Source organism: Dactylosporangium sp. NPDC000521 (assembly GCF_042898305.1).
Taxonomy (GTDB): Bacteria; Actinomycetota; Actinomycetes; order Mycobacteriales; family Micromonosporaceae; genus Dactylosporangium.
Genome location: NZ_JBIAYW010000014.1, coordinates 213,383 through 238,328 on the forward strand (window position 1 = coordinate 213,383; position 24,946 = coordinate 238,328).

Genomic DNA, 24,946 nt, shown 5'->3' on the forward strand with positions numbered 1-24,946 from the left:
CGGCATGAGTCGTCGTGGATGGTTGCTCTTCATCGCCATGTCCGTCGTCTGGGGCGTCCCGTACCTGCTGATCAAGGTCGCCGTCCGCGACATCGGCCCCGCCGAGCTGGTCTTCGTCCGCACCGCCATCGGCGCGCTCCTGCTGCTGCCGATCGCCCTGCTCCGCAAGGAGGTCCGCGCCTCGCTGCGCCCGTGGCTGCCGCTGCTCGCCTACACCGTCGTCGAGATCGGCATCCCCTGGCTGCTGCTGTCCCACGCCGAGCAACAGGTCGACAGCGCCTTCACCGGTCTCGTCATCGCCGGTGTACCCCTGGCCGCCGCCCTCATCGCCCGCGAACGCCTCTCCGGCACCCGGATCGCGGGCCTGGTCACCGGCCTCGCCGGCGTCGGCCTGCTGGTCGGCTTCCACGGCACCGCCGCCGGCCCCGTCCCGCTCCTGGAGCTCCTCGGCGTCGTGATCTGCTACGCGTCCGGCCCGCTGATCATCGAACGCTGGCTCTCCGACGTGCCCCGCTACGGCGTGTCCGCCGTGTCCCTGGCCGCCGGCGCGCTGCTCTTCGCCCCGTTCGTCGCCCCCGGCCTGCCGTCCCTGGCCCGCACGGTGACCCTCCGCCCGGCGCTCGCCGCCGCGGCCCTGGCCGTCGTCTGCACCGCGCTCGCGTTCGTGCTGTTCTTCGCCCTCGTCGCCGAGGTCGGCGGCGTCCGCGCCACGGTCATCACCTTCGTCAACCCCGCCGTCGCGGTCGTCCTCGGCGCCGTCGTCCTGCACGAGGAGATCACCCCGCTGACCGTCGGCGCGTTCGTGCTGATTCTCGCGGGCTCGTTTCTCGCCACCCGCAAAAAGATCTCCGAAAAACCTGCCGAGGAGCACGAACCGGCCGCTGTCTGACCCCGCGCTCGCCCGCCGTGCCGAGCGCTCGGGCAGCTTAGACTACGGAGGGTAACGCCGCCGCCGGTCGATGCTCCAGGCGGAAGATCGATTTCTCCGGCGGGGGTATCGTGCTTGTGAACGGCCCGGCAGCACCCGACCTGCAGACCCGGCCAGGCGGCACCCCGCGGGCGGAGCCAGCCCCGCCAGGCGGCACCCCGCGGGCGGAGCCAGCCCCGCCAGGCGGCACCCCGCGGGCGGAGCCAGGCCGAAACGTGGCGATCCACCCGCCGCATCGGCGGGTGGATCGCGGGGTGCGGCGTCCGGCGTCCGGCGCGCCGGCATCAGTCGGCGAGGATGGCGTACAGCTTGCGGCGCGTCTCGGTCAGGACCTCGAGGGCCTGGCTGCGCTGCTCGGCGGTGCCGTTGAAGCCGACCTGCCGGAGGGCGTCCATGATGCCGACCGCGGCGTCGCGGAACTCCTGTGCCTGGGAGACGTTCTCGTCGCCGTACTCCTGCCACGGCGCGTTCTGCGCGGCGGCCTCGGCCTCGGGGCGGCCGGTGTCGGTCAGGACGAAGCGCTTGCGCCCGCCCTGCTCCTCGGCCGTGATGAGGCCCTCGTCCTCCAGCAGCTGCAGCGTCGGGTAGATCGAGCCGGGGCTCGGCCGCCAGATGCCGCCGGTGCGGCTCTCCAGCTCCTGGATCATCTCGTAGCCGTGCATGGGGCGCTCGTGCAGCAGCGCCAGGACGGCGAGGCGCACGTTGGGGCGTCCGCCCCGGCCCGTGCCCTTGCCGCCCCAGCCGCCCCGCCCGGCGCCCCGTCCGTGCCCGTGGCCCCAGCCGCGCCCGCCCGGCCCGCCCGGTCCACCGGGAGGGAAAGGCGGGATGAAGCCGCCGAAGCCACGGTGCCAGGCGCCTGCGTCGAAGAGCATCGCTCCGTGTCGTGATCGCATGATCGTTTTTCCAATCGTCGAACGGTCGCCGACCTGTTGCCGACTGTCGTTGATAGTTCGACGATATATCGGGAACCTATCGCCAACAAGGGCTCGACCGATACGTCCCGAAAAGAGCGTTACAGCACGATCACCGTCCGCAGGACCGTGCCCGCCTCCATCTCGTGGAACGCCGCCTCCACGTCCTCCAGGCCGCCGGTCGCGCTGACGAACTTGTCGAGGGGGAGCCGCCCCTGCAGGTACAGGTCGACGAGCATCGGGAAGTCCCGCGAGGGCAGGCAGTCGCCGTACCAGCTGGACTTCAGCGCGCCGCCCCGGCCGAAGACCTCCAGGAACGGCAGGGTCAGCTGCATGTCGGGGCGCGGCACGCCGACGAGCACCACCGTGCCGGCCAGGTCACGGGCGTTGAAGGCCTGCTCGTACACCTGCGGCGACCCCACCGCCTCGATGACGACGTCCGCGCCGAACCCGCCGGTCAGCGCCCGCACCGCCTCGACCGGGTCCGTCTCGCACGAGTTGACGACGTGCGTCGCCCCGAACTCCTGCGCCCAGGCGAGCTTGCGCACGTCCACGTCGATGCCGATGATCGTGCGCGCGCCGGCGAGGACCGCGCCGGCGATCGCCGCGTCGCCGACCCCGCCGCAGCCGAACACCGCGACCGAGTCGCCGCGGCCCACGTTGCCGGTGTTGATCGCGGCGCCGATGCCGGCCATCACGCCGCAGCCGAGCAGCCCGGCGACGCTCGCCGACGCGCGGGGGTCGACCTTCGTGCACTGGCCTGCGGCGACCAGGGTGTACTTGAGGAAGGCGCCGATCCCGAGGGCCGGCGACAGCGGCGTGCCGTCGGCGAGGGTCATCTTCTGTTTCGCGTTGTGGGTGTTGAAGCAGTACCAGGGGCGCCCGCGCAGGCAGGCCCGGCACTGCCCGCAGACGGCCCGCCAGTTGAGCACGACGAAGTCGCCGGGCGCGACGTCGGTGACGTCCGGGCCGACCGCGGAGACGATCCCGGCGGCCTCGTGGCCGAGCAGGTACGGGAAGTCGTCGCCGATGCCGCCCTCGCGGTAGTGCAGGTCGGTGTGGCAGACCCCGCACGCCTGCACCTCCACCACCGCCTCGCCGGGGCCCGGGTCGGGGACGATGACGGTTTCGAGGCTGACGGGCTGTCCCTTGCCGAGGGCGACGACGCCCTGTGTTTCGATAGGCATACCTCCCGTCCTACCAGAGGAATCCAAAGATGACGGACGACCTGCGGCGCATCGCGAAGGAACGCTTCGGCTGGGACCACCTGCGCGACGAGCAGGTGCAGGCCATGCAGGCGCTGATGGAGGGGCGCGACGCCCTGGCGGTGCTGCCGACGGGCGCCGGCAAGTCCGCCATCTATCAGGTGCCGGCGCCGCTGCTGCCCGGCCCGACGATCGTCATCTCGCCGCTGCTGGCGCTGCAGCAGGACCAGATCGCGTCGCTGACCGCCCGCAACCACGAGTCGCTGCAGGCGGTGCGGCTGTCCTCGGCCGAGGGCAGGGCCGAGCGCGAGGAGGCCCTGGAGGCGCTGCGTGCCGGTGACGCCGAGTTCGTGTTCCTGACCCCCGAACAGTTCGCCGACCCGGCCCGCGTCGCGCAGATCAAGGCGCTGAAGCCGAGCCTCGTCGCCGTCGACGAGGCACACTGCGTCTCCGCGTGGGGCCACGACTTCCGCCCCGACTACCTGCAGCTCGGGCAGTTCATCCGCGAGCTGGGCCGCCCGCCGATCGTCGCGCTCACCGCGACCGCCTCGCCGCCGGTCCGCGAGGACATCGTCGAGCGGCTCGGGATGCGCGACCCGGAGATCGTCGTGACGGGCCTCGACCGGCCCAACCTGTTCCTGGAGTCGGTGCACTGCCCCGACGAGCAGACCCGGTACAAGCGGCTGCTCGCCCGGTTGAAGGAGTCCACGCCGCCCGGGATCATCTACGCGCCGACCCGCCGCGCCACCGAGGAGCTCGCCGAGCGGCTCGTCGAGGAGGGCATGCCGGCCGTCGCGTACCACGGCGGCATGAGCGCCGGCGACCGCGAGCGCGCGCACGAGGCGTTCCTCGCCGACGAGGTCGAGATCATGGTGGCGACGACCGCGTTCGGCATGGGCATCGACAAGCCCAACATCCGCTGGGTGAACCACATCGCGCTGCCGGACTCACCAGACTCCTACCTGCAGGAGATCGGCCGGGCCGGGCGCGACGGGCAGCCGGCGCACGTGCTGCTGCTGCACCGCACCGAGGACACCGGGCTGCGGAAGTTCTTCACGAACGTCTCCGTCGACCGCGAGGAGGTCAGCTCCCTCGCGGCGCTGCTGCGCTCCGTCGCGCCCGAGGCGATCACCCGCGACGAGCTGGAGGAGCGCACCGGCCTCGGCGCGCGCAAGCTCGGGCAGCTGCTGAGCCTCCTGGAGGAGGTCGGCGGCGCGCAGCTGCTGCACGGCAGCAAGGTCAAGGCACCCCGGTGGGCGCCGACGCCCGCGAAGGCGGCGGAGCTCGCCGAGGCGCAGGCCGAGCGGCAGCAGACGCTGTCGCGGTCGCGCCTGGACATGATGCGCACCTTCGCCGAGACGGAGCTGTGCCGTGGCCGGACCCTCCTGGCGTACTTCGGCGAGCACCTCGACGGCACCTGCGGCCACTGCGACAACTGCCTCGACGGCAGCGCGCAGGCAGGGCTCGCCGCCGCGGCCGACGTGCCGTTCCCGGTCCACAGCGAGGTCCGCCACGGCGAGTGGGGCAAGGGCGTCGTCATGTCCTACGCCGGCGAGCACATGACCGTCCTGTTCGACGAGGTCGGCTACAAGACGTTGTCAGTGCCGGTCGTTGAGGAGAACAAGCTGCTGCGCCGGCTCTGACGCGCGCGCCACCGCCGCGGCGTCCAGGCCGCACGCCTCGAACAGCGCCCGCGCCGCGGCCCGCTCGGCCGTGTCGTCCCGCCCCTCGCGCCGCAGCGCGTCGGCGATCCCGGCGTGCGCGCGGGCCTGCTCGTAGCGTCGTTCGGTCCGCTCGGCGAGGCGCAGCGCCAGCTCGTGCGCGGCGATCGCGTCGCCGGTACGCCCGAGCAGGGTCAGCGTGGTGCCGAGGTCGTTGCGGGCGCTGGCCTCGAAGAACGGCGTCAGGTCGCGGACCTGCTCGGATGCCTCGTGATGGCAGCGCAGTGCCGCGTCGAGGTCGCCGAGCACCGCGTGCGTGCGGCCCATCCCGCACAACGCCTCGACGATCCCGGCCCGGCTGCCGGCCTCCCGGTTCATCCGATGGCCGCGGGTGAACAGCAGCAGCGCCAGCCGCGGGTGGCCGAGCGCGAGGTGCGCCCCGGCGAACTCGTTGCACAGCGTGTCGAGCTGCATGGTCGCGCCGATGCGGTGCATGTGCAGCGCCGCGTCGCGCAACGTCACGCGGGCCTGGCCGGGCCGCCCCAGCAGGAGCTCGGTCGCGCCGGTCTCGAAGAGGGCCAGCGGCGTGCTGGCGTGCTCCTTGTTCAGCTCGCGGAACGTGCGCAGGTGCTCCATGCCCTCGGCGAGCCATCCGGCGGCGCGGCACACGATGCCGAGGTTGACCTGGACCCGGTTGACCTCTTGCGGCATGCCGGCCGCGGTGTAGTGCACCGCGGCCCGCTCCAGGTGCCTGATGCTCTCCGTGCCGCGCCCCAGCCGCATCGTCGTGCCGGCGTGCCAGTTGCTGGCGAGCGCGATCAGCCCGTCGTCGCCGAGCGCGGACGCGGACGCGATGGCCTGCCGGCCGAGCCGCTCGGCGATCTCGGCACGCCCCTCGTTGTTGGCGAACCGCCACAGCACCCGGTGCAGCATGACCGCGTGCCGGTGCGCGCCGGCGCGGTGCGCCTCGTCGGCGAGGGCGACGACGGCGGGCCAGGCCGCCCGCAGCCAGAGCAGGCGCTCGTGCTCGTCGGAGAAGGACCGCTGGAACGCGTCCGGCCGCACGTCCGGTGCGATCGCCTGGATCAGCTCCAGTGGGCGGTTCACGGCGGCGACCGTGTGCAGGTAGTAGTCGAGCAGCCGGGTGGTCGCGGTCGCCCGTTCCTCCTCGGTCACCAGGGTGGCGGCGAACTCGCGCAGCAGGTCGTGCAGCCGGGACCGGCCGGGCTGGTCCTCCTCCAGCAGGTGCACCTCCACCAGCCGGTCCAGCAGCTCCCGGGCCCGCCCGACCGGCACGTCGGCGAGCGCGGCCGCGGGCCACGCCTCGAACTCGCCCGCCGGATGCAGCCCGAGCAGCCGGAAGCACCGCTGCTCGGCCCCGCTCAACTGCCGATACGACACGTCGAACGCCGCCGCCACACTGTGGCCCTCCGCCGACACCGCGATCGGCGGCGGATCCGCGGCCCGCAACCGCTCCACCATCGCCGCCACACTCCACCGCGGCCGGTGCTGCAACCGGTGCGCGATCAGCCGCACCGCCAGCGGCAGCCGCCCGCACAGCTCCACCACCGTGACCGCCGCCTCCGGCTCCGCATCCACCCGCTCGCCCACCGCGTCACGCAGCACCGCCACCGCGTCGCCGACGGGCAGGGGCTCCAGCGTCAGCAGGAACGCGTCGTCGACCGGCCCGATCCTGGTCCGGCTGGTCACGAGCACCACGCACGGCGCGTCGGCCGGGGGGAGCAGCGGCCGCACCTGCTCGGCGCCGGCGGCGTTGTCCAGCACCACGACGGACCTGCGGCCGGCGAGGGCCTGCCGCCACAGGCTCTGCCTGCCCGGCAGGTCGCCGGGGATGCGCTGCGGTGCCTCGCCGAGCTGGGCGAGGAGCAGGCCGACCGTCCGGGGCAGGGCGCTGGCCCCCGGTCTCTGCGGCGGCTTCTCCGCGGTGCCGCGGAGCACCTCCATGTGCAGGTCGCGCAGCTGCTGGCCGGGGTCGACGCCGAGCTCGTCGCGCAGGGCCTCGACGGTGCGCCGGTAGAGGTGCAGCGCCTCGGCCTGGCGGCCCGTCGCGGTGCAGGGCGGCCATGACGGCACCGGCGAGGCGCTCGCGCAGCGGGTTGCCGGCGATGAGCGGCGCCGCGTGCTCGACCACCTCGCGGTGCCGGCGCAGGGCCAGCAGGGTCTCCGTCCACTCCTCGGTCGCGGCCCAGCGCAGCTCGATGAGCGAGTTCCGCCATCTGGCGATCACCGAGCCGGGCAGGCCGGCGAACGGGGTGCCACGCCACTCGTCGAGCGCGGTGCGGTACAGCCCGGCCGCGGCCTCCGGGTCCGGTTCGGCGCGGGCCTGGCGCAGCGCGGCCCGGAAGCGGGACAGGTCGAGCCGGTCCTCCGGCAGTGTGATCCGGTAGCCGGCCGGGTCGGTCCGCAGGGCCTCGCCGTCGGCGCCGAGGAGGCGGCGGATGCGGTACACCACGGTCTGCAGCTGGTTGCGGACGGTCACCGGCGGAGCGTCGTCCCACACCAGCTCCACCAGGTCCGGCACCGCGACCACCCGGCCCGAGTTGAACAGCAGCCCCGCCACGATCAGCTGCTGGCGGGAGCCGCCGAGGTCGACGGGCCTTCCGCCGGCCACCACCTCGACCGGGCCCAGCACGGAGCACTCCACGCAGCGGGACGGTAGCGGGTCGAGGCCGGGTCGTACACCGGTGTCCCGGCCTGCTGGATCTCCGTCAGTACCGCTGTCAGTACCGCTGTCAGTGGTGGGCGTCCTCGTTGCGGTGGCCGAGGGCGGCCCAGATCTCGCTCACCGTCTCGAACAACTCGTCCTCCGGCAGCCGTTCCAGCGCGGTGAGGATGTCGTCGGGCGCGTTGAGGTCCGTGGCGCCGGCGATCAGGTCGTCGCGGTCGCCGGGCAGGCTCGCCATGGGGATGAACCGGCCGAGCCGGCTGCGGGCTTCGATCTCGTCATGGGTGAGGTCAGGATCCATGTACCCGGTTATACCCGGACATACCTCCACCAAACGAACGACACTCGATTGAGGTGAGACGCCGCTGGGTACCGCATCGACATCCGCCCGATTCGCCGCACTCCCACCCCCGGGCCTGCGGCCGGGCGCTTCACAGGAGGTGAACACGCGTGGCACGCATCGGGCAGCTGTTCGGCGGGCGCAACGCCCAGGTCGACCGGGACCATGACGGGGTCGACGACCGCACCCTCGACCAGAAGGCCGGCGCCGCCGACCGCAAGGTCGACCGGGACCATGACGGGGTGGACGACCGCGTCGAGGGCGGCACCCTCTACCGCACGGTCGATCGCGACCACGACGGGGTCGCCGACCGCACGCCCGACGCGAAGGCCGGCGCCACCGTCGACCTGGACCGTGACGGCATCGACGACCGCGTCGAGTCGAAGCGGCTGCGCACCTCGGACCGCACCCACCGCATCCCCGCCGCCGGCCCGCTTCCCGGTGACGCCGACACCGACCGGGACGGCATCGCCGACCGCCGGGAGGCGCACACGACGACCATGAAGCCGGTCATCGACCGCGAACCCGTCACGGACCGCGCGATCGTCACCGACCGGGAGCCCGTCACCGACCCGGAGGTCGTCGCCGAGCCGGGCCGCCCGGCCCGCGCGAGCATGCTGTCGACGCTCGGCCTCATCGCCGGTGTCGTCGCGGTCGCGACCGCCCTCACCGGCCTGCTGGCCGTGTGGGCGCTGCCGCTCGGCGCGCTCGGCCTGCTGCTGTCCTTCGGCGGCATCATCGCCGGCGCCCGCCGCCACGTCGCCGGCCGGGGCCTCGGCACCCTCGGCGTGCTGTTCAGCGGCACCGCCGTCGTCTTCGCGATCCTGGCCATCACCGGGCAGGTCAGCTGGCTCGACACCGACGTCGACCAGGTCGCCCGCCTCAACGACTGGCTCGACACCAAGGTCACCTGGATCAAGGACTGGTGATTGCCGCCGGTGGTCACACCTGAGGAGGACCCGGGGACGCCCCGGGTCCTCCTCACGTCTTGGCGGGTGCGGCGGTGCCGTGCAGGATGCCGTCGCCCGCGGTGAGCACCTCGTCGAGGGCGTCGGCCGGCAGCGGCCTGGAGAAGTGGTAGCCCTGGGCCTGCGGGCAGTCCAGCTCGCGCAGCCGGTCCGCCTGCTCCGGCGTCTCGACCGCCTCGGCGATCGCCGACAGGCGCAGGCTGTTGCCCAGCTCGACGATTGCCCGCGTGAACGCCATCTCCTCCGCCATCCCACCCTCCGGCGTGAACGCCCGGTCGATCTTCAGGATGTCGACCGGCAGGTGGCGCAGGTAGGCCAGCGACGAGTACCCGGTGCCGAAGTCGTCGACGGCGACCCGCACGCCCTCCTCGCGCAGCGCCGACAGCAGCGCCGTCACGTCGTCGCTCTCCGTCGAGGACGACACCAGCACCGTCTCGGTGATCTCCAGGATCAGCGCGCCGCCGGGCAGGTCCGCGTCCCGCAGCGCCGAGAGGACCGTCCGCGCGAAGTCCGGCTCGCGCAGCTGGCGGCCCGACACGTTGACGGTGACGGAGATGCCGAACCTGTCGTGCCAGGAGCGGACGTCGCGGCACGCCTGCCGCAACACCCATGCACCGATCGGCACGATCAGGCCGTACTGCTCGGCGATGGGGATGAAGTCCATCGGCGGCACCGGCCGCCCGTCGGGGCTCCAGCGCAGCAGCGCCTCCACCGCGGTGACCCGGCCGGTCGACAGGTCCACGACCGGCTGATAGTTGACCGTGAACTCGTCGTTGGCCACGGCCCGCCGCAGCTCCGCCGACAGGCGCATGTGCTCGTGCCGCTCGCTGGCCAGCCGCGGCTCGTAGGCGGCGAGCCGGTTCTTGCCCGCCGCCTTCGCCGCGTAGAGCGCGAGGTCCGCGAGCTGCAGCGCCTCCGCAGGCGTCGCCGGGGCGCGCACCAGCAGGGTCCCCACGCTGGTGGTGACGTTCAGCTCCCGCCCGCCGATCTCGTACGGCTGGGCGAGGGCGTCGACGATCGCCTGACCGACCGCGTTCACCCGCAGCACCGGCACGTCCTCCAGCAGGACGGCGAACTCGTCGCCGCCGAGCCGGACCAGGGTGTCGGCGGTGTCGACCTCGCCGAGCAGCCGCGCCGCGACCTCCATCAGCAGCGCGTCGCCGACCGGGTGGCCGAACGAGTCGTTGACGTCCTTGAAACCGTCCAGGTCCAGCAGCAGCAGGCCGTGGGCGGCGTTCGTGCGGGTCAGCGCGTGCTCGAGGCGCTCCTGCAGCAGCGCGCGGTTGCCGAGGCCGGTGAGCGCGTCGTGCAGCGCCCGGTGCGTCAGCTGCTGCCGCAGCGTCTCCTGCTCCCGCAGCGCCGCACCGAGGGCGAGCGCGTGCGCGTCGAGCTCCTCCACCCGCCGGTTCGCGAACTGGACGAGCTGGCTCAACCGGGCGATGAGCAGCACCGACGTGACGATCGACGTGGCGAGGGGCGCGACCGCCCAGGACCGCGACGGCAGCGGCGACGCGACCAGCAGCATCGTGATCGCGATGACCGGGCCGATCAGCGACAGCACGGAGTACAGGTAGATCCGCCGCCGCGGGATCACCTGCTGCGGGCGCTCCTGGCGGCCCGCGGCCTCCGCCATCGACGGGTGCAGCGCACCGGTGCCCAGCAGCGCGTACGCGCACAGGAACAGCGCCGCCGAGACGCGGTCGCCCGTCGGGTTGCCGGTCCAGGCGAGGGCGACGTAGTAGATCGTGTCGCCGGCGATCAGCGCCGCGGCCGCCACGCACACGAGCCGGTGGGCGGCGTTGCGGACGCTGCTGGTGAACGCCATCCGGGTCGCCGCCACGACCAGCACGAGGTCGATCCCCGCGTACATGACATGGCTGACCCGGTGGGGGAGGTCGAACCGCGGGCCGGCCAGGACCGGGTGCACGATGAACGTCCAGCTCAGCGCCGCCACGCCGGACGCGACGATGCCGGAGTCGATGAGCCGCTCCCAGCGCGGCCGGCTCGGGTCCCGGCGCACCCAGCTGACCAGGCCACCGCCGAAGAACGGGTACGCGGCCAGGAACAGGGCGTCCTTCACCGACGGGAAGCCGACCTCACCGGTCAGCGCGTAGTCGACCGCCCACGCCGCCGCGCCCAGCACCGAACAGGCCAGCCCGGCGGTGAACAGCCACCAGGCGCGCGGGTGTGCCGGCCGGTGGCGGCGCACCCCGACGACCACCGCGACCACCGTCGAGGCGCCCACCAGCGAGTACAGCGCCTGGCGCGGAAGGACCGGCAGGAACGCGCCGACGACCACCGCGCCGAGCCCCAGCCCCGCATACCAGCGCCATGCGGTCATCGGTCTCCTTGTCGCTGATTCGGCTGACCTGTCTATCGGCAGCCGGGTGGCGGAACTGAGCAGGGCGAAGATGGACGGGTTCGAGTGCCACGTGACGGGTAGGGAGCGCGGATGAAGGTCGCACTGCTGGGACCGATCGCCTGGCGGACCCCGCCCCGCGCGTACGGGCCGTGGGAACAGGTCGTCTCCCTGCTCGCCGAGGGGCTCGTCGCCCGGGGCGTCGACGTCACCCTCTTCGCCAGCCTCGACTCGGTCACCGCCGCCCGCCTCGACGGGGTCGTCGAGCGCGCGTACAACGAGGACACCTCCTACGACGGGAGGATCTGGGAGGCGCTGCACGTGGCGCACTGTTTCGAACGCAGCGCCGGGTTCGACCTCGTGCACAACAACCTGGACTGGCTGCCGCTCGCGATGAGCGGGTTCTGCCGGGCGCCGCTCGTCACGACCGTGCACGGCTTCTGCTCGCCGTCGATCCTCCCCGCGTACCAGCGGGCCCGTTCGGCGTTCGTGTCCATCTCCGACGCCGACCGCGGCCCCGGCCTCGACTACGCCGCCACGATCTACCACGGCATCGACGTCGCGCAGTTCCCGTTCCGGGCCGCGCCGGGCGACTCGCTCGTCGCGTTCGGCCGCATCCACCCCGACAAGGGCACCGCCGAGGCGATCCGGATCGCCCGCGCCGCCGGCCGGCGGCTGCTCATCGCCGGCCCCGTCCACGACGAGCGCTACCACGCCGAGGAGGTCCTGCCGCAGATCGACGGCGAGCAGATCGTGTACCTCGGCAACATCGGCCCCACCGACCGCGCCGACGTCCTCGGCGCCGCCGCCGCGCTGCTGCACCCGATCGGCTTCGCGGAGCCGTTCGGCCTGTCCGTCGTCGAGGCGATGACGTGCGGCACGCCAGTCGTGGCGTATCCACTCGGTTCGATGCCGGAGGTGGTGGACCAGGGTGTCACCGGGTACCTCGCGGGCTCAGTCGCCGAGGCGGTGGAGGTGCTCGACGACGCGCTCAAGCTCGACCGCCACCAGGTCCGCGGGCACGCGGTGAGCCGCTTCTCCGCCGACCGGATGGTCGAGGACTACCTACGGCTCTACAGCCGCCTGCTCGGGTGAAAAATCACGGCCTGCACCCAGTTTCTTCTTAAGGCTCCGGCCGAGCGGCCGAACGTTCACAGTGTGCGGCGCCCGCGGGCTTACGACGCGGTAACGCGGGACGGCTCGGCTCCGGCAGCGACGTGGCAGGCTGCCGGAGCCGACGCCATCTACGCGCATCGTGATCGAAGGCTGGCGTTGCGTCACCGTTCCCTCTAGGCTCTCGGGCGGAGGGAAGGCTGTGAGTAGCGTCGATACCACCGCGGGTCCCGTCCCGCTGCCACGGCGGGGCTTCGGCGCCCGTCTCGCCGCCGTCGAGGAGCTCGTCGCCACCTGGGACCTGCACGGCGCCCAGGAGGCCGCGCGGGCCCTGCTCGACGAGCCCGGGCTACCGGACGGTGACCGGCTCACCGCCCGCCGGCTGCTCGCCGAGGCGCTGCGCGAGCTCGGCGAGCTCGACGCCGCCTACGACCTCGCGGACGCCGTCGCCACGCAGGCCGAGCAGGCGTACGGGCCGTCGGACGTCGCGACGGTGCACGCCTGGGCCGTCCTCGCCGCCGTCCGGCACGACTACGACGAGTGGGACGCCGCCGAGGCGCTCTACCACCGCGTCCTGGACAGCGGCGTCGACGAGGCCGACCCCGACACCGGCGCGGAGGCGGCCCGGGTCATCCGCCTCGCCCGCGTCAACCTCGCGCTCCTGCAGCGCGACCGCGGCCAGCGCCCGCTCGCCCTCGCCATGCTCAACGCCGCCTACGCCGTGCACCGCCGGGAGTACGGCGCCGACGACCTCGACACCATCCGGATCGCCGCCGAGCTCGCCGCCCTGCACCGCGACGACGGCAACGTCCCCGCGGCACGCCGCCTGTTCACCCTCGCGCACGCGGCGGCGCGGTCCCGGCTCGGCAACCGGCATCCCTTCACGAAGGCGATGGAGTGGGAGCTCGCCGCCGTCGAGCCCCCGATGCCCGCCGCCCTGCTGCACCCCGCGCCGGCGCTCCCGGAGGCGGCCGTGACCGGCGGCGCTCCGGAGGCCGCCGATCCGCAGGGCCACGCGGAGGACGTCGTGGATCCGGATCCAGGGGGACAGGGCGTCCAGGAGCCGGGTGCGGTGCCCGCGGAGACGGATCCGGCCGAGGTGCCGGAGGTGCGTCCTTCCGCGGTCGTGGACGTCCCCGCTGCGACGCACGAGGTTTCCGGTCCCGGCGGCGGGGGTCATCCCGAGGTCGGAGCGGGGGAGCGGCGGGTCGTGGTGCCGTTGAAGGCGGTGGTCGCGGTCGCGGCGGGCGCGCTGGCCATCGCCGCGGTCTCGATCCTGTGGAGGGAGGCCGCGGACCGGACCACCGCGAACACCCCGGGCCTCGCCGGACCGGCCGGCACGTTTGCCACGTCTGCCGGCACGTCTGCCGGCACGTCTCCCGGCACGTCCGGTGCCGCGGCCGGGGACGGGGCAGCCGGGCGGGGAGGGGGCGCGCCGGTGTCGGTGCGGGACCTCCGGCTGCGGGACGACGGGACGGCCCTCGCGGTCACCTGGACGGGGCTGGAGAGCAAGGTGGTCGTGGCGCTTTCACGGGCCGGCGGGCCCGCGGTGGTGCTGGCGGAGGTGCCGCCGGGCACGACGTCGTACGTGGTGAAGGACGTCGATCCGGCCGTCGCGTATTGCGTGGTCGTGGGGCCGGTGGACGCCGCCGCCGCGGTCACGCCGGGTGCGTCGGTGTGCACGGGCGAGCGGTGAGGACCGGGGTGGGAACCGGGTCCCCACAATGGGCGTGTCACAAGGTTCGCCGGGTATAGTCCGGCCGATGCGGCTCACTGACCGGACCCTCAACTGGCTGCCCGCCCCCGTGGCGCAGCTGATGCGGCGGCACCGCGAGACGGTCAAGTTCGGGATCGTCGGCGGGTTCTGCTACGCGGTCACGCTGCTGGTCAACTACGGGCTCCGGCTGACGGTGCTGGAGCACAAGCCGGTCACCGCGCTCACGATCGCGAACGTGGTCGCGTCGGTGGTGTCGTACTTCCTGAACCGCGAGTGGTCGTTCCGGACCCGGGGCGGCCGGCGCCGCCATCATGAGATGGCGCTCTACCTGGTCATCAACGGCATCGGCGTCGCGGTCAACGCGGCGCCGTTGTTCGTCGCGCGGTATGTCTTCGGGCTGCAGGAGCCGGCGGTCAGCACCCTCGTCGAGGAGATCTCGGACTTCGCCTTCGGCATGGTGCTCGGCACGGCTCTCGCGATGCTGTTCCGGCTGTGGGCGTACCGGGCCTGGGTCTTCCCGCACGACGACGTGCGGCCCGCCCCCGACCGCTGGGACCACACCGTGCCGGCCCAGGTCACGCCCGCCCCGGTCCAGGCGGACAGCGCGGGCTCGTAACGCCGCGGGCGAACCCGGCCGGCCCAGAAAGACTCAGCGGGCTCAGAAGGTGATCTGGTCCGGGTCGGGTTCGGGCGGCGCGCCGAGAAGCTGGTCGACGCCGGCGACCTTGAGCTGGCGGATCACGAACGGGCTGGCGCGGTGGATGATCAGGCGGACGCCCTCGGCGCCCGCCTCGCGCTGCGCGCCCACGAGCGCGCCGACCGCGGCCGAGTCGAGGAACGTGACGAGCCCCAGGTCGACCCGCAGCACGCTCGGCCGGCGCTGGGTCGCGGCGGCCACCAGGTCCTGACGGAGCGTCGCGGCCGTCCCGTGGTCGATCTCGCCCCGGACGGAGACCACCGTGGACCCGTCCATCAACACGTTGACCGTCACCGACATGGACATGACTCACCCCGCGCGCTCATCAGGCCCAGCATAGGAGCACCGGGGGGTGCGTGCAGCGCGTGAGGGCGTCGTTCACCCGGACCGTGGAGAGCTTCCGCCCGGAATGTGGTCAGGGCAGTGCAGTCGTAGCTCTCGGTAACCGAACGGGGCGTCGACGAACCAGCAGTGGTGCGGCGCTTCGGTGCCGGGGTGCCGGTAGCCGTCGAAGAACCGGCACGACAGGCACATCCGGCTCACCGGGATGCGGCCCTCCCGCTGCAGCTCGGTGATCCTGGTCGTGACGATCCGCAGCAGCCGCGCCTGGGCGTGCTCGTCGAGGTCCTCGACGCTGCCGAGGACGTTCTCCGCCCAGTTGGGCGGTGCGGGGGTCAGCGCCAGGCCGCGCTCGGTCGCCGCGATCCGCATGTCGTGCGCGGCGTAGGACGGCGCCGGCCGCATCTCGACCAGGCCCTCGGCGATCAGCGGCGACACGATCGCCATCGTCGCCGCGACCGACGAGCCGAGCTCCGCGGCCAGGTCGGACAGGCGGAACTCGCGGTCCCGGCGGCCGAGCAGCAGCAGGACCTGCCGGTGCGGCGGGGGGAGCTGGGACTGCTCGGGCGTGGGAGCGTCGGTGGACGCCATGACGGCGACCCGCACCAGCCCGGCGACGAGCTTCTGCGCCTGTGCATCCAGGGTCACGGCAGTCTCCTCCCGAGCGTCGCTGGTAGCACACCCTAGTCCGGGACGTCGATCAACAGGGAGCCTCGCGGGCCGCAATTTGTCTGATGGCCAGGAAGCCCTGACGGGCCGGGCCCCATGATCCCGACTGGTGCTGGTGGCCGGGGCCACCGGAATCGGACCGGTTCCTGAGGCGCGGCCCGGAGTGTGGTGCTGGGCGTCGGGTCTTGCCGCCGGGTAGGCGTTGGTGGAGGCGGGAGGGGAGCCGAGCTTGCGAGGCCAGATGGCGGTGCGCCAGTCGTACAATGGCCAAAACGCGAAATGTCCGGAAAAATGTGTGTAAGCTTCGCCCCACCAAAGGTGCGACGGGGGTTTGGCATGGGTGCAGGACGGTTGGTCGCGACGGCCACGATGCTGGTGGCGGCGATCGCGACCGTGGAGACGACGACGGCGGCCGCGGCGGTGGCAGCGCCCGCCGGGCCGACGAAGCTGGTGCTGACGGTCGCCAAGGGCGAGAGCTCGAAGCCGGTGCAGCGCCGCGCGTCGCTGACGTGCCGGCCCGCCGGCGGGTCGCACAAGCTGGCCAAGGACGCCTGCTCCGCGCTCGCGAAGGTCGGCGGCGACTTCGCCCGGCTGCAGGCCACCACCGGGATGGCGTGCACGATGCAGTACGACCCGGTGACCGTCACGGCCGTGGGCCGGTGGAAGGGCAAGCGGGTCGACTACAAGAAGACGTACGGCAACGCCTGCTCGCTGTCGACCACGACCGGCCCGGTGTTCAGCCTTTGAGGTCCAGCCTTCGAAGATCTTTGAGGTTCAGCCTCTGAAGACCTTGAGGTAAGACCTTTGAGGTTCAGCCTTTGAAGACGCCCAGCGTCTTGAACTGGTGGTTGGGGAAGATGGCCGCCGAGTCCTGGACGTTGAAGCGCTTCTTGAGCATCTCGGCGAGGATGTCGCGGTAGTCGTTGGCTCCCGCGACGTCGCCCTGGTCGAGCGCGCCCGGTGCGAGGCCGGGCCAGGCGCCGTGCACCTTGCCGCCGTTGAGGCCGCCGCCGAGCAGCAGCATCGCGTTGCCGTGGCCGTGGTCGACGCCGACGTTGCCGTTCTCCTGGACGCGCCGGCCGAACTCGCTCATCGTGATGACGGTCGTGTTGTCCAGCAGCGGGCCGAGGTCGGTGGCGAAGGCGCCGATCGCCTCGGACAGGTTGGTCAGCGAGTTGCGCATGTCGCCGCCGTCGACCCGGCCGAGGTTGGTGTGCATGTCCCAGCCGCCGACGTCGAGGGCCGCGACGCGCAGGCCGACACCGGCCTTCATGAGCTGGGCGATGTCTTTCAACCGGTCCGCCAGGCCGCCGCCGGGGTACTGGACGCCCTCCAAGGGCCGGTACTGCGAGTTCGCGATCTTCTGCGCGGTGTTGATCGCCTGGATGGTGCTGGCGGCGGTGCCCGCGAGGGAGTGGTCGAGGCCCGTGTAGAGGGTCTTCAGCGCCTCCATCGTCTGGCTGCGCATGGCGTCGTTGTCGATGCGGAAGTCGCGGATGCCGTTGAGGACGATCGCCTGCTCGCCGCCGACGAGGGAGCGCGGCAGCGCGTTGCCCTGCGCGACCGCGCGGAACGTGGTGCCGGGGCCCATCTGGGCGAGGACCCGGTCGAGCCAGCCGGTGCGGACGGCGACCGACGCCGCGCCGCGCTCCAGGGCGTCCTGCGCCTGGAAGTGGCTGCGGCTCGCGTCGGGGGAGGCGACCGCGTGGACGGCGGCCATCTTGCCGGACTGCCAGAAGGGGTACAGCGCGGCCATCGCCGGGTTGAGCCCGAAGCCGCGCCCGGCGGGCAGCAGCGCCGCCGTGGGGATCGCGATGTTGGGCCGCATCGAGCGGTAGTTGGGGTCGTCGCCGGGCGCGACCACGGACAACCCGTCCATGCCGCCGCGCAGGAAGATGACGACGAGCGTGCCCTTGGTGTCCTCGGGCGCGGCGAACGCGACCCGGCTCGTCACCAGCTGGGCGCCGAGCGCGGCCACGCCGACGAACCCGGCGCCCTGCACGAGGCGGCGGCGGGTGAAGCCCTTGCTCCACCGGTCGCGTTCGGCGGCGAGCTCGTCGTGCACCTGCTCGGCGTGCACGCGGATGGCGGCCTCGCACAGGTTGGGCCCGTGCCGGCGCAGCTCTTCCAGATTCGTGGGACGGCGCTCGCCGTCAGGAAGGTCAGTCAATGGAGGGACCTCACCGCAGCGCGTGGTAGACGGAGTCGAGGACGAGCGGGGCCAGGTTGGGCAGCTTGCCGCCGAGGTTGGCGTCGGTGATGCGGGTGTCGGGCTTCGCGCCGAGGAACTTGATCAGCGCGTCCCGCTCGGCGGGCTTCATCGGCTGGAAGATCAGCCGGTTGCACAGCACGTCCAGGTAGGTCGCGAGGGTCGCGGCCGGCTGGGTGACGAGCGAGTCGGCGCGCGGGTTGTTGAGGCCCTTGAACGACTGCTGCAGGAACGCGCGGTGCGAGTTCCACGTCTCCAGCATGCCGGCGGCGGAGCTCCACGCGTTGGCGACGTCCGGGTAGCCGTCCGGCGGCTCCCAGCCCAGCGGCGCCTGGCCGAGCTTCCGGGTGAAGTTGTACAGCTCTTCGAGGGCCTTGCCCGTGTCGGCGCCCGGCTTCGTGCCGACCACGCGGGCGGTCGCGACGAAGTTCTCGAGGGGCCGGCGGGTCTTCAGCCCGGCCGCGATCCAGAACTCCAGCGACCGGAACAGCACCTTGAGCACCGGCACGATCGCCGAGCCGCTCTGCTGGTACGCGGTGGCGAGCCGGTCGACGAGGGACTGCGGCGGCGTGTCGCACACGAACCGCACCGCGAGCTTGCGGGCGACGTACTTCGCCGTCGACGGGTGGGTCGCCAGGTACAGCAGGTAGGCGTCGCCGACGGCCAGGCCGTCCTTCGCCGACTTGTTCGCGTGCTGGAAGCCCAGCACCTTGACCGCGCCGGTCCAGTGCCGGTTCTGCTCGTACTTGAACGTGCCCTCGCGGGTCGCGGTGCGGCCCGTCATCAGGTAGGCGGAGTTGCGGACGTCCTTCTCGTTGTAGCCGCCGTCGATCCCGACGGTGTGCAGTTCGAGCAGCTCGCGGCCGTAGTTCTCGTTGACGTTGCGCTTGTCGGAGGACGTGTTGTCCAGGTAGCGCATCATCGCCGGGTCCCGCGCCGAGGCGATGAGCATGTCGGAGAACTTGCCCAGCGCGTGCTTGCGGATGACGTTCACGTCGTAGGGCACCCGGGTGTCCCAGCCGCCGTCGAACGGGCTGGTGATGTTGAGGTGGTTGTTCCAGAAGTCGACCATCACCTCGAACAGCTGCCGGTTGCTCCACACCTGCCGGGCGATGACGGCGCGGGTCAGCTCGTACATCGCCTTGTTGTCGCCGTCCTTGACCGACGCGCGGATCTCCGCGGTGGTCATCGTGACGGTCGGCGTGGTCTTCAGCGCCGCGTCGGCGACCGGGTCGGCGATCTTGTCCGGCTCCAGCTGCTGGTCGAGCCAGCCGTCGATGCCGAGCTCCTTGACCGCGGCGACGTCGGCCGGCGTGGGCCCGAACGTGCACCGCCGCAGCAGGTGCAGCACCGGGTCGCGGTTCAGCGGCGTCGGGAAGCGGGGCGTGGCACGCATCGCGGCGACGGCGGCCGCGGAGGCCGAGTCGGCGGTGCCGGCGGCGCCGAGGTCGTTGAGGTCGCCGAGGCCGCTGGTGTAGCTGGAGTCGCGGTTGGAGAACGAGCCGGCGTCGCGCGGGGAGACGTTGCCGCCGCCCTGGCCGGTCCTGACCATCTCGTCGGCGTCCTCGGGGCGGCCGAGCATCGCGGCGGCGCCGGATCCGAGCCCACCGATCGCGACGGCGCCCCCGCCGAGGGCCATGAGTGCCTGCCGGCGGTTGCGCATCAGCTCGTGCAGGGCGGGCCGCCCCGTCCTGAGCCATGCCGGTGCGGGTCCTTTCGAGGCTTTCGCGGCAGGTGTACGAGCCGGCGCTGCTTCGTCATCGGCCGATGGCGGCTCGTTGAGGACGCGCGGCATCGGGAACTCGCCCGTGTAGTCGGCGAAGAAGGCGCCCTTGACGCGTCTGTGCGAGTCGGATGAGGGGTCGTCATCCGCGAAGAGCCGCTCAGGCATCCCTGAACCCTAATGAGCGCGTGATCGGGCGTTCAAGCGGACCGGTGCGGCTCCGGCTCAACTTTGTCTTTGTTCTTGCTTAAGCGAGGTGCATTCCGCGTCAATGCGTGGAATTCGGGCGACTACTCAAAGTTATCTCTTCCGTACGTACCGCAAAAGCGGTACGCATGAATGGGCCGACAAGGGGAGGCGGTGGAGTTCGTGCGTGACGCTGCGCCGGTTCGCCGGCGCTACCGTTTCCTGTTCCGCAGGCTGGCGTTCGCCGACATCTCCGTCGCCGCGAAGCTCGTCCTCGTGCTGCTCCTGCCACTGTCGGCCCTGCTCGGCCTCGCCGGGGTCACCGCGTCCGTCTACGCGGGCCGCTCCGGTGACGTGCGGGGCGCGGTCGCCTCGGCCGTCTCGGCGTCGGCGGAGGCCGGGCGCGTCGTCGACGGCCTGCAGCGCGAGCGGCTCGCCCTGGCACGGTCCACGCCGGCCGGTGACGGTGGCGACCCGGCCCGCACCGACGCCGCCGTCGCCCGCTTCCGCGCCGCCTCGGCCGGCGTGCCCGGCGCCGCCGTCGCGCTGGACGGTCTCGCCGCGCTGCGGGCCCGTGCGCAGGAGCCGCCCGGTCAGGGCGTCCTGCTCGGGTACCGGCAGCTGATCGCCGACCTGATCGCCTTCCAGCAGGCCGTCGCCGACCGGCCCGCACCGCCGGCGGTCCTCGCCGGGAGCCGGGCCGCCGGGTGGCTCGCCGTCGGCAAGGAGGAGCTCGCCCTCGTGCAGGTGACGGCCGTGCGCGTGCTCGCCACCGGGGAGCTGACCCCCGCCGACCGCGACGCGATCGCCGCCCACCGCGCCGCCGCGGCGAGCGCGTTCGACCGGTTCACCGCCGCGGCGACCCCCGCCTGGCGTGCCGTGTTCGAGGGGCTGGACGTCACCGCCGACGTGGAGCCGCTGCTGCTGTCGCCGCCGTCCGCGCCCGCCGACACCGCCGGCCTGACGCGGGCCTCCCTGGCCCAGCTCGACGGGCTGCAGGCCCTCGCCGACCGGGTCGCCGCCGACACCGCCGGCACCGTCGGCGACGCCCGCGACCGGCAGAACCGCGCGCTCGTCCTCGGCCTCGCCGCCGTCCTCGCCGTCGTGGTCGCCGCGGTCGCCCTGGCCGTCGCCGCCGCCCGCTCCCTGCGCCGCCGGCTCCGCGCCCTGCTCACCCTGGCCCTGCGCCTCGCACCCCCCGCCGTGCCCTCGCCCGGCGCCCTCCCGGGCGTCGACCTGCGCGCCGCCGGTCCGCCGGGCGGGCCTTTCGCAGACGGGGCGGGTGCCGATCCGAGCGCCGGGGCGACGGGCCCTGACCCGCGGGTCGCAGGGGCGCCGGCCGGTGCACGTGCCGGCGGTGCCGCCCCGGCTCCGCGCGCGGCCGGGAGCGATCCACGGGCGGACCAGGTCTCCGCCGCCGAACCGCGGGCCGCCGGGCTGTCCGGGGTCGAGCCGCACGCGGCCGGGGTGGCCGCCGGGGAGGTGGCGGCGGGGCGGGACGAGATCGGGCGGGTCGCCGAGGCGCTCGACGCCGTGCGGCGGGCCACTGCCCAGGCCACTGCCCAGGCCACGGCCCGGGCCGCCGCCGACGCCGCCGGGCAGGCCGAGCTCAGGGCCCGCGAGGCCGGCATGTACACCGACCTCGGGCACCGCGCGGCCCGGCTGGCCGACGCGCTCCTCGAACGCCTCGACGAGGCCGAGCGCGACGAGGCGGACCCGGACCGGCTGGCGCTGCTGTTCGCGTTCGACCACCTCGCCACGCGCATCCGGCACGACGCCAACAGCCTGCTCGTGCTGGCCGGGGCCGACGCCGGCCGGGCGCACCCCGCCCCGGTGCCGCTGCTCGACGTGCTCCGCGCCGCGCAGTCGCAGATCCACGCCTACGAGCGCGTCGAGTACGGCCGCGTCGACGACGACACCGCGGTGGAGCCCGCCGCGGTCGACGGCGTCGTGCACCTGCTGGCCGAGCTGCTGGACAACGCCGCCCGGCACTCCGGCGGCGAGCACGCCGTCGTCGTCGAGGCCCGGCGGGCCGGCGACGGGGCCGTCGTCCACGTCACCGACCACGGCCGTGCCGCCGCGGACCCGGTCCTGCTCGCCGAGCTCAACGCGCGGCTCGCGGACCCGCCAGCGGCCGGCCCGCGGCTCGGGCTGACCGTCGTCGCCCGGATCGCCGCCCGCCACGGGATCGACGTCGCCCTCCAACCGGCGCCGGCCGGCGGGCTCGTCGCGACCGTGCGGTTGCCGCAGGGCATGGTCGTACACCAGCCGCGAACGCCACCGGTCCTGCCGGAGCCCGCCGCGCGCCGCCTCCCGCCGCGACCCCTGGAGCGCAGCCCCGCGCTGCCCGGAGCGGAGCCGATGGACATCCCCCTGCCGCGCAAGGGCGGCCTGCCCGTCCCGGTGGTGCCCAGCGGCGTCGTCGCCGAGGGACCCACGGTCGAGGCCCGGGCGTTCGACGACGGACTGCCACGGCGTACCGTCAACGCGTCACCACAGAGCGGCACCACCGGCGAACCGGGCACGACGGGCACGGGCACAACGGGCACAACCGACGTCTCGGAACCCGGCGACGGCGGCGCACTCCTGCCGGCCAACCGGCATCCGATCGGCCGTTTCGGCACCGTCCTCACGGTGCGTCAGGAAGGACATGCCACGTCATGACAGCCACCACGGGGCTCGACTGGGTGCTCAGCGGCTTCACGGATCGTGTGGCCGGCGTCCGGCACGCCGTCGCGGTCTCCGGGGACGGTCTGCTGGTCGCGGCCTCCAACGAGCTGCCGCCGGAGCGCGCCGACCAGCTCGCCGCGATGGTCGCCGGCGTGGTCTCCCTGGCGCAGGGCGTGTCCGCGGCCACCGACGCCGGCCCGGTCCTGCGCACGATCGTGCAGATGGGCCGCAGCCTGCTGTTCGTCATGGCGCTCGGCGACGGCCACACGCTCGCCAGCATCGCCGCGATGGTGCAGCCGGGCTGCGACGTCGGCGAGGTCGCGTTCGAGATGTCGGGCCTCGTCGACCAGGTCGGCGCCGCCCTGACCCCGTCGTCCCGCTAGAGATCGGAGTCGTCGTCGCGCTTCACCTTGGTCGTGTCGCGCAGCGGCATGAACGGCTCCTGGTCGGCGGGCAGGCCGCCCTGGATGGCGCGGGCGCGCTCGAGCTCGGCGTCGAACTCCGCGCCGAGCAGGATCGCGATGTTGGAGATCCACAGCCACACCAGGAACGCGATGATGCCGCCGAGGGTGCCGTACGTCTTGTTGTACGAGCTGAAGTTCGACACGTAGACCGCGAAGCCGGCGGAGGCGACCAGCCAGATCAGCACCGCGAGGATGCCGCCGGGCGTGACCCAGCGGAAGCCGGTCTGCCGGGCGTTCGGGGACGCGTAGTACAGCACGGCGAGGATCACCATGACCACGATGAGCAGCACCGGCCACTTGGCGATGTCCCAGATCTGCACGGCCTGCCGCGACAGGCCGATCCAGCCGCCGGCCATCTCGGCGAGCCGGCCGGTGAAGACGATGCTCAGCGCGGAGAGGGCGATGAGGATGCCGACGACGACGGTGACGCCGAGGCGGATCGGCAGCACCTTCCAGATGGGCCGGCCCTCGGGCACGTCGTAGATCGAGTTGGCGGCCCGGATGAACGCGCCGACGTACCCGGAGGCGGTCCAGACGGCGCCGAGCAGGCCGACGATCGCGAGCACGCCGGCGGAGCCGGAGCCCTGCTTGAGCTCGTTGACGGCGCTGTTGACCGGCCCCGCGATCGACGACGGGAACAGCTCCTGGATGTTCTCCAGGACGGCGTTCTGCGTCGTGCCGGTGAGCAGCATGCCGGACACCGCGAGCAGCACCAGGATGCCGGGGAAGATCGACAGCACGCCGTAGTAGGTCAGCGCGGCGGCCCAGTCGGTCAGGTTGTCCTCGTTGAACTCCTTGACCGTCCGTTTCAGGACGTCGATCCAGGACCGCTTCGTCAGCTGCGTGAGCCGGTTCGGCGGGTTCTCGAGCTGAGGTCCGGTGGGTTCGTCCTGCGCCATGTCGTTCCTATGCCCTGGCGGCGCGTGATGGTAACGCTTGAGGGGTGTCGCTACGGCGCGACCCGTCCGGCCCGGATCAGGGCGACCTGCACCATGTCGACCAGTTCGGTGGCGCGGAAGGGCTTGGCGATCACCGACGCGTCGGGCCCGAGCTCCACGACGGAGGCGTCGAAGTAGGGCAGGCCGGACATGTACATGATCAACGCGTCGGGGCAGTGCGTCCGTACCACCTCCGCCACCTGCACACCGGAGCCGTCATTGAGCTTCAGGTCGGTGATCGCCAGGTCGATCGCGGCGGGGTGCTCGACGCAGACACGCTCGGCCCCGGCGAGCCCCGACGCCGTGAGGACCTCGGCGCCGGCGCGGCTGAGCACCCGTTTGACGATCTCGCACAGGTCCGGCTCGTCGTCGACGACGAGGACGCGAAGGTGCTCCAGCATGCCTTCACGATAAGGCGTGGCTGTGCCTGATCTGCCTTACTTCGCCGGGATGCTGGATCGGATCCGGCGGCGGCTGAACCCGAGGAACACCACCAGCACACATGCCACCACCAGCAGCACGGCCGCGTAGGTCCACCAGGCCGGCCGGCCGGCGGGCGACTGCGGCGCGGCGGCCGGTGGCTGCGCCTGGGTCGTCAGGAAGTCGGCGGGTGCGGCCCCCGCGCTGGTCGCGGGCGGCGGGGCGGGCGGCGCCGACGTCGGGGTGCGGGTCGGCTTCGCGGAGGTGCCGGTCTTCGCGCCGGTGGTCACGGTGAACGAGAAACTGCCGTTGCCGGCCGTGCCGTTGTTCCCGGTGGCCGTGTAGGACACGGTGTAGCTGCCGGGCGCGCCGTCCGGGACGCCGAGCGTGATGCGGGCCGTCTCGTTCCGCACGGTGACGGCGCCGAGGCTGACGGCCGCGCCGTCCGGGCCGGTCAGCATCACCTGGGCGTCCAGGATCTTGTCGTTGAAGACGAGCTGCAGCTCCTGCGGCAGGTGGCCGACACGTGTCTCCGCGCCCGGCGTGCTGCTCGTGAGCGTGAGACGGGGTGCATATGCGGTTGCAATTGACGGAATCGGCAGGATGCCAAGAATTCCGACAATCATCGCGGCGAACACTGTACTGAGCCTGACCACACCAACGAATCGCCCGGTCATGGGCGGAAACGATAGTGCATTGACATCAGCAATGTGCGGGCAACGGTGTTAGCGTGCCGTTTCATG

21 protein-coding genes and 1 pseudogene are annotated in these 24,946 nt (G+C 72.9%); 9 read left to right on the forward strand and 13 right to left on the reverse strand.

The window, feature by feature from the left end; genetic code table 11:
• Nucleotides 1-4 precede the first annotated feature (4 nt).
• Nucleotides 5-889: a DMT family transporter gene (locus ACFY3L_RS37380; protein ID WP_389335354.1), complete on the forward strand. Its 885-nt coding sequence runs from the start codon at nucleotides 5-7 to the stop codon at nucleotides 887-889.
• A 323-nt stretch (nucleotides 890-1,212) separates the two neighbouring features.
• Here the strand turns inward: ACFY3L_RS37380 and ACFY3L_RS37385 are convergent, their stop codons facing one another.
• Together ACFY3L_RS37385 and ACFY3L_RS37390 are read right to left on the reverse strand one after the other, a co-directional pair.
• Entirely contained in the window at nucleotides 1,213-1,800 is a 588-nt protein-coding gene (locus ACFY3L_RS37385) for a PadR family transcriptional regulator (RefSeq protein WP_389335357.1), read from the reverse strand.
• Between the two features lie 140 nt (nucleotides 1,801-1,940).
• Nucleotides 1,941-3,026 (reverse strand): S-(hydroxymethyl)mycothiol dehydrogenase, encoded by a 1,086-nt coding sequence (locus ACFY3L_RS37390; protein ID WP_389335360.1) that lies wholly within the window; start codon nucleotides 3,024-3,026, stop codon nucleotides 1,941-1,943.
• 29 nt (nucleotides 3,027-3,055) lie between these two features.
• Here ACFY3L_RS37390 and ACFY3L_RS37395 point away from each other — a divergent pair, with 29 nt between their 5' ends.
• Nucleotides 3,056-4,687, forward strand: a complete 1,632-nt coding sequence (locus ACFY3L_RS37395; RefSeq protein ID WP_389335363.1) for a RecQ family ATP-dependent DNA helicase — start codon at nucleotides 3,056-3,058, stop codon at nucleotides 4,685-4,687.
• Here ACFY3L_RS37395 and ACFY3L_RS37400 read toward each other — a convergent pair.
• The 3 genes and pseudogenes from ACFY3L_RS37400 to ACFY3L_RS37410 form a co-directional block, all read right to left on the reverse strand.
• Nucleotides 4,643-6,799 (reverse strand): BTAD domain-containing putative transcriptional regulator, encoded by a 2,157-nt coding sequence (locus ACFY3L_RS37400; protein ID WP_389335366.1) that lies wholly within the window; start codon nucleotides 6,797-6,799, stop codon nucleotides 4,643-4,645. The two genes, ACFY3L_RS37395 and ACFY3L_RS37400, sit on opposite strands and share 45 nt — an antisense overlap.
• Before the next feature lie 28 nt (nucleotides 6,800-6,827).
• Nucleotides 6,828-7,370: pseudogene (locus tag ACFY3L_RS37405) on the reverse strand (BTAD domain-containing putative transcriptional regulator); the annotation flags it as partial.
• Between the two features lie 88 nt (nucleotides 7,371-7,458).
• A complete protein-coding gene (locus ACFY3L_RS37410) occupies nucleotides 7,459-7,692 on the reverse strand; it encodes a DUF2795 domain-containing protein (RefSeq protein ID WP_389335369.1) in 234 nt (77 codons plus the stop codon).
• 149 nt (nucleotides 7,693-7,841) lie between these two features.
• Between ACFY3L_RS37410 and ACFY3L_RS37415 the strand changes: the two genes are divergently transcribed.
• A complete protein-coding gene (locus tag ACFY3L_RS37415; protein WP_389335371.1) occupies nucleotides 7,842-8,660 on the forward strand; it encodes a hypothetical protein in 819 nt (272 codons plus the stop codon).
• A 52-nt stretch (nucleotides 8,661-8,712) separates the two neighbouring features.
• Here ACFY3L_RS37415 and ACFY3L_RS37420 read toward each other — a convergent pair whose 3' ends face one another.
• On the reverse strand, nucleotides 8,713-11,040 hold the full coding sequence (locus ACFY3L_RS37420) for a putative bifunctional diguanylate cyclase/phosphodiesterase (RefSeq protein WP_389335374.1): 2,328 nt from the start codon (nucleotides 11,038-11,040) through the stop codon (nucleotides 8,713-8,715).
• A gap of 111 nt (nucleotides 11,041-11,151) precedes the next feature.
• On the opposite strand from ACFY3L_RS37420, the gene ACFY3L_RS37425 reads away from it, so the two are divergent.
• The 3 genes from ACFY3L_RS37425 (at nucleotide 11,152) to ACFY3L_RS37435 (ending at nucleotide 14,504) form a co-directional block, all read left to right on the forward strand.
• Complete coding sequence (locus ACFY3L_RS37425) at nucleotides 11,152-12,153, forward strand: glycosyltransferase family 4 protein (protein WP_389335377.1); 1,002 nt, start codon at nucleotides 11,152-11,154, stop codon at nucleotides 12,151-12,153.
• Nucleotides 12,154-12,373: 220 nt separating this feature from the next.
• Complete coding sequence (locus tag ACFY3L_RS37430; RefSeq protein WP_389335380.1) at nucleotides 12,374-13,867, forward strand: tetratricopeptide repeat protein; 1,494 nt, start codon at nucleotides 12,374-12,376, stop codon at nucleotides 13,865-13,867.
• A 67-nt stretch (nucleotides 13,868-13,934) separates the two neighbouring features.
• The gene (locus tag ACFY3L_RS37435) at nucleotides 13,935-14,504 is read left to right on the forward strand and encodes a GtrA family protein (protein WP_389335382.1); all 570 of its coding nucleotides are present in this window, start codon (nucleotides 13,935-13,937) and stop codon (nucleotides 14,502-14,504) included.
• A 42-nt stretch (nucleotides 14,505-14,546) separates the two neighbouring features.
• Here ACFY3L_RS37435 and ACFY3L_RS37440 read toward each other — a convergent pair whose 3' ends face one another.
• Together ACFY3L_RS37440 and ACFY3L_RS37445 are read right to left on the reverse strand one after the other, a co-directional pair.
• On the reverse strand, nucleotides 14,547-14,891 hold the full coding sequence (locus ACFY3L_RS37440; RefSeq protein ID WP_389335385.1) for an STAS domain-containing protein: 345 nt from the start codon (nucleotides 14,889-14,891) through the stop codon (nucleotides 14,547-14,549).
• A 72-nt stretch (nucleotides 14,892-14,963) separates the two neighbouring features.
• Nucleotides 14,964-15,572 carry a hypothetical protein gene (locus ACFY3L_RS37445; RefSeq protein WP_389335388.1) on the reverse strand — a complete coding sequence of 203 codons (609 nt, stop codon included), beginning with the start codon at nucleotides 15,570-15,572 and terminating at the stop codon, nucleotides 14,964-14,966.
• Nucleotides 15,573-15,929: 357 nt separating this feature from the next.
• Here ACFY3L_RS37445 and ACFY3L_RS37450 point away from each other — a divergent pair, with 357 nt between their 5' ends.
• The gene (locus ACFY3L_RS37450) at nucleotides 15,930-16,340 is read left to right on the forward strand and encodes a subtilase-type protease inhibitor (RefSeq protein ID WP_389335391.1); all 411 of its coding nucleotides are present in this window, start codon (nucleotides 15,930-15,932) and stop codon (nucleotides 16,338-16,340) included.
• Between the two features lie 64 nt (nucleotides 16,341-16,404).
• Here the strand turns inward: ACFY3L_RS37450 and ACFY3L_RS37455 are convergent, their stop codons facing one another.
• On the reverse strand, nucleotides 16,405-17,763 hold the full coding sequence (locus ACFY3L_RS37455; RefSeq protein ID WP_389335394.1) for a DUF1501 domain-containing protein: 1,359 nt from the start codon (nucleotides 17,761-17,763) through the stop codon (nucleotides 16,405-16,407).
• Between the two features lie 10 nt (nucleotides 17,764-17,773).
• Entirely contained in the window at nucleotides 17,774-19,693 is a 1,920-nt protein-coding gene (locus tag ACFY3L_RS37460) for a DUF1800 domain-containing protein (RefSeq protein WP_389335397.1), read from the reverse strand.
• A 192-nt stretch (nucleotides 19,694-19,885) separates the two neighbouring features.
• Here ACFY3L_RS37460 and ACFY3L_RS37465 point away from each other — a divergent pair, with 192 nt between their 5' ends.
• A complete protein-coding gene (locus tag ACFY3L_RS37465) occupies nucleotides 19,886-22,375 on the forward strand; it encodes a nitrate- and nitrite sensing domain-containing protein (protein ID WP_389335400.1) in 2,490 nt (829 codons plus the stop codon).
• The gene (locus tag ACFY3L_RS37470; RefSeq protein ID WP_389335403.1) at nucleotides 22,372-22,764 is read left to right on the forward strand and encodes a roadblock/LC7 domain-containing protein; all 393 of its coding nucleotides are present in this window, start codon (nucleotides 22,372-22,374) and stop codon (nucleotides 22,762-22,764) included. The genes ACFY3L_RS37465 and ACFY3L_RS37470 overlap by 4 nt, the downstream gene beginning before the upstream one ends.
• On the opposite strand, the gene ACFY3L_RS37475 is transcribed toward ACFY3L_RS37470, so the two are convergent.
• From ACFY3L_RS37475 to ACFY3L_RS37485, 3 genes are read right to left on the reverse strand one after another with little or no spacing between them, the layout of a single operon-like run.
• Nucleotides 22,761-23,744, reverse strand: coding sequence for a YihY/virulence factor BrkB family protein (locus tag ACFY3L_RS37475; protein ID WP_389335406.1), 984 nt, complete (start codon nucleotides 23,742-23,744; stop codon nucleotides 22,761-22,763). The genes ACFY3L_RS37470 and ACFY3L_RS37475 overlap by 4 nt on opposite strands.
• Nucleotides 23,745-23,794: 50 nt before the next feature.
• Nucleotides 23,795-24,184 (reverse strand): response regulator, encoded by a 390-nt coding sequence (locus tag ACFY3L_RS37480; protein ID WP_389335409.1) that lies wholly within the window; start codon nucleotides 24,182-24,184, stop codon nucleotides 23,795-23,797.
• A 36-nt stretch (nucleotides 24,185-24,220) separates the two neighbouring features.
• The gene (locus tag ACFY3L_RS37485) at nucleotides 24,221-24,880 is read right to left on the reverse strand and encodes a copper resistance protein CopC (protein ID WP_389335412.1); all 660 of its coding nucleotides are present in this window, start codon (nucleotides 24,878-24,880) and stop codon (nucleotides 24,221-24,223) included.
• Nucleotides 24,881-24,946 lie beyond the last annotated feature (66 nt).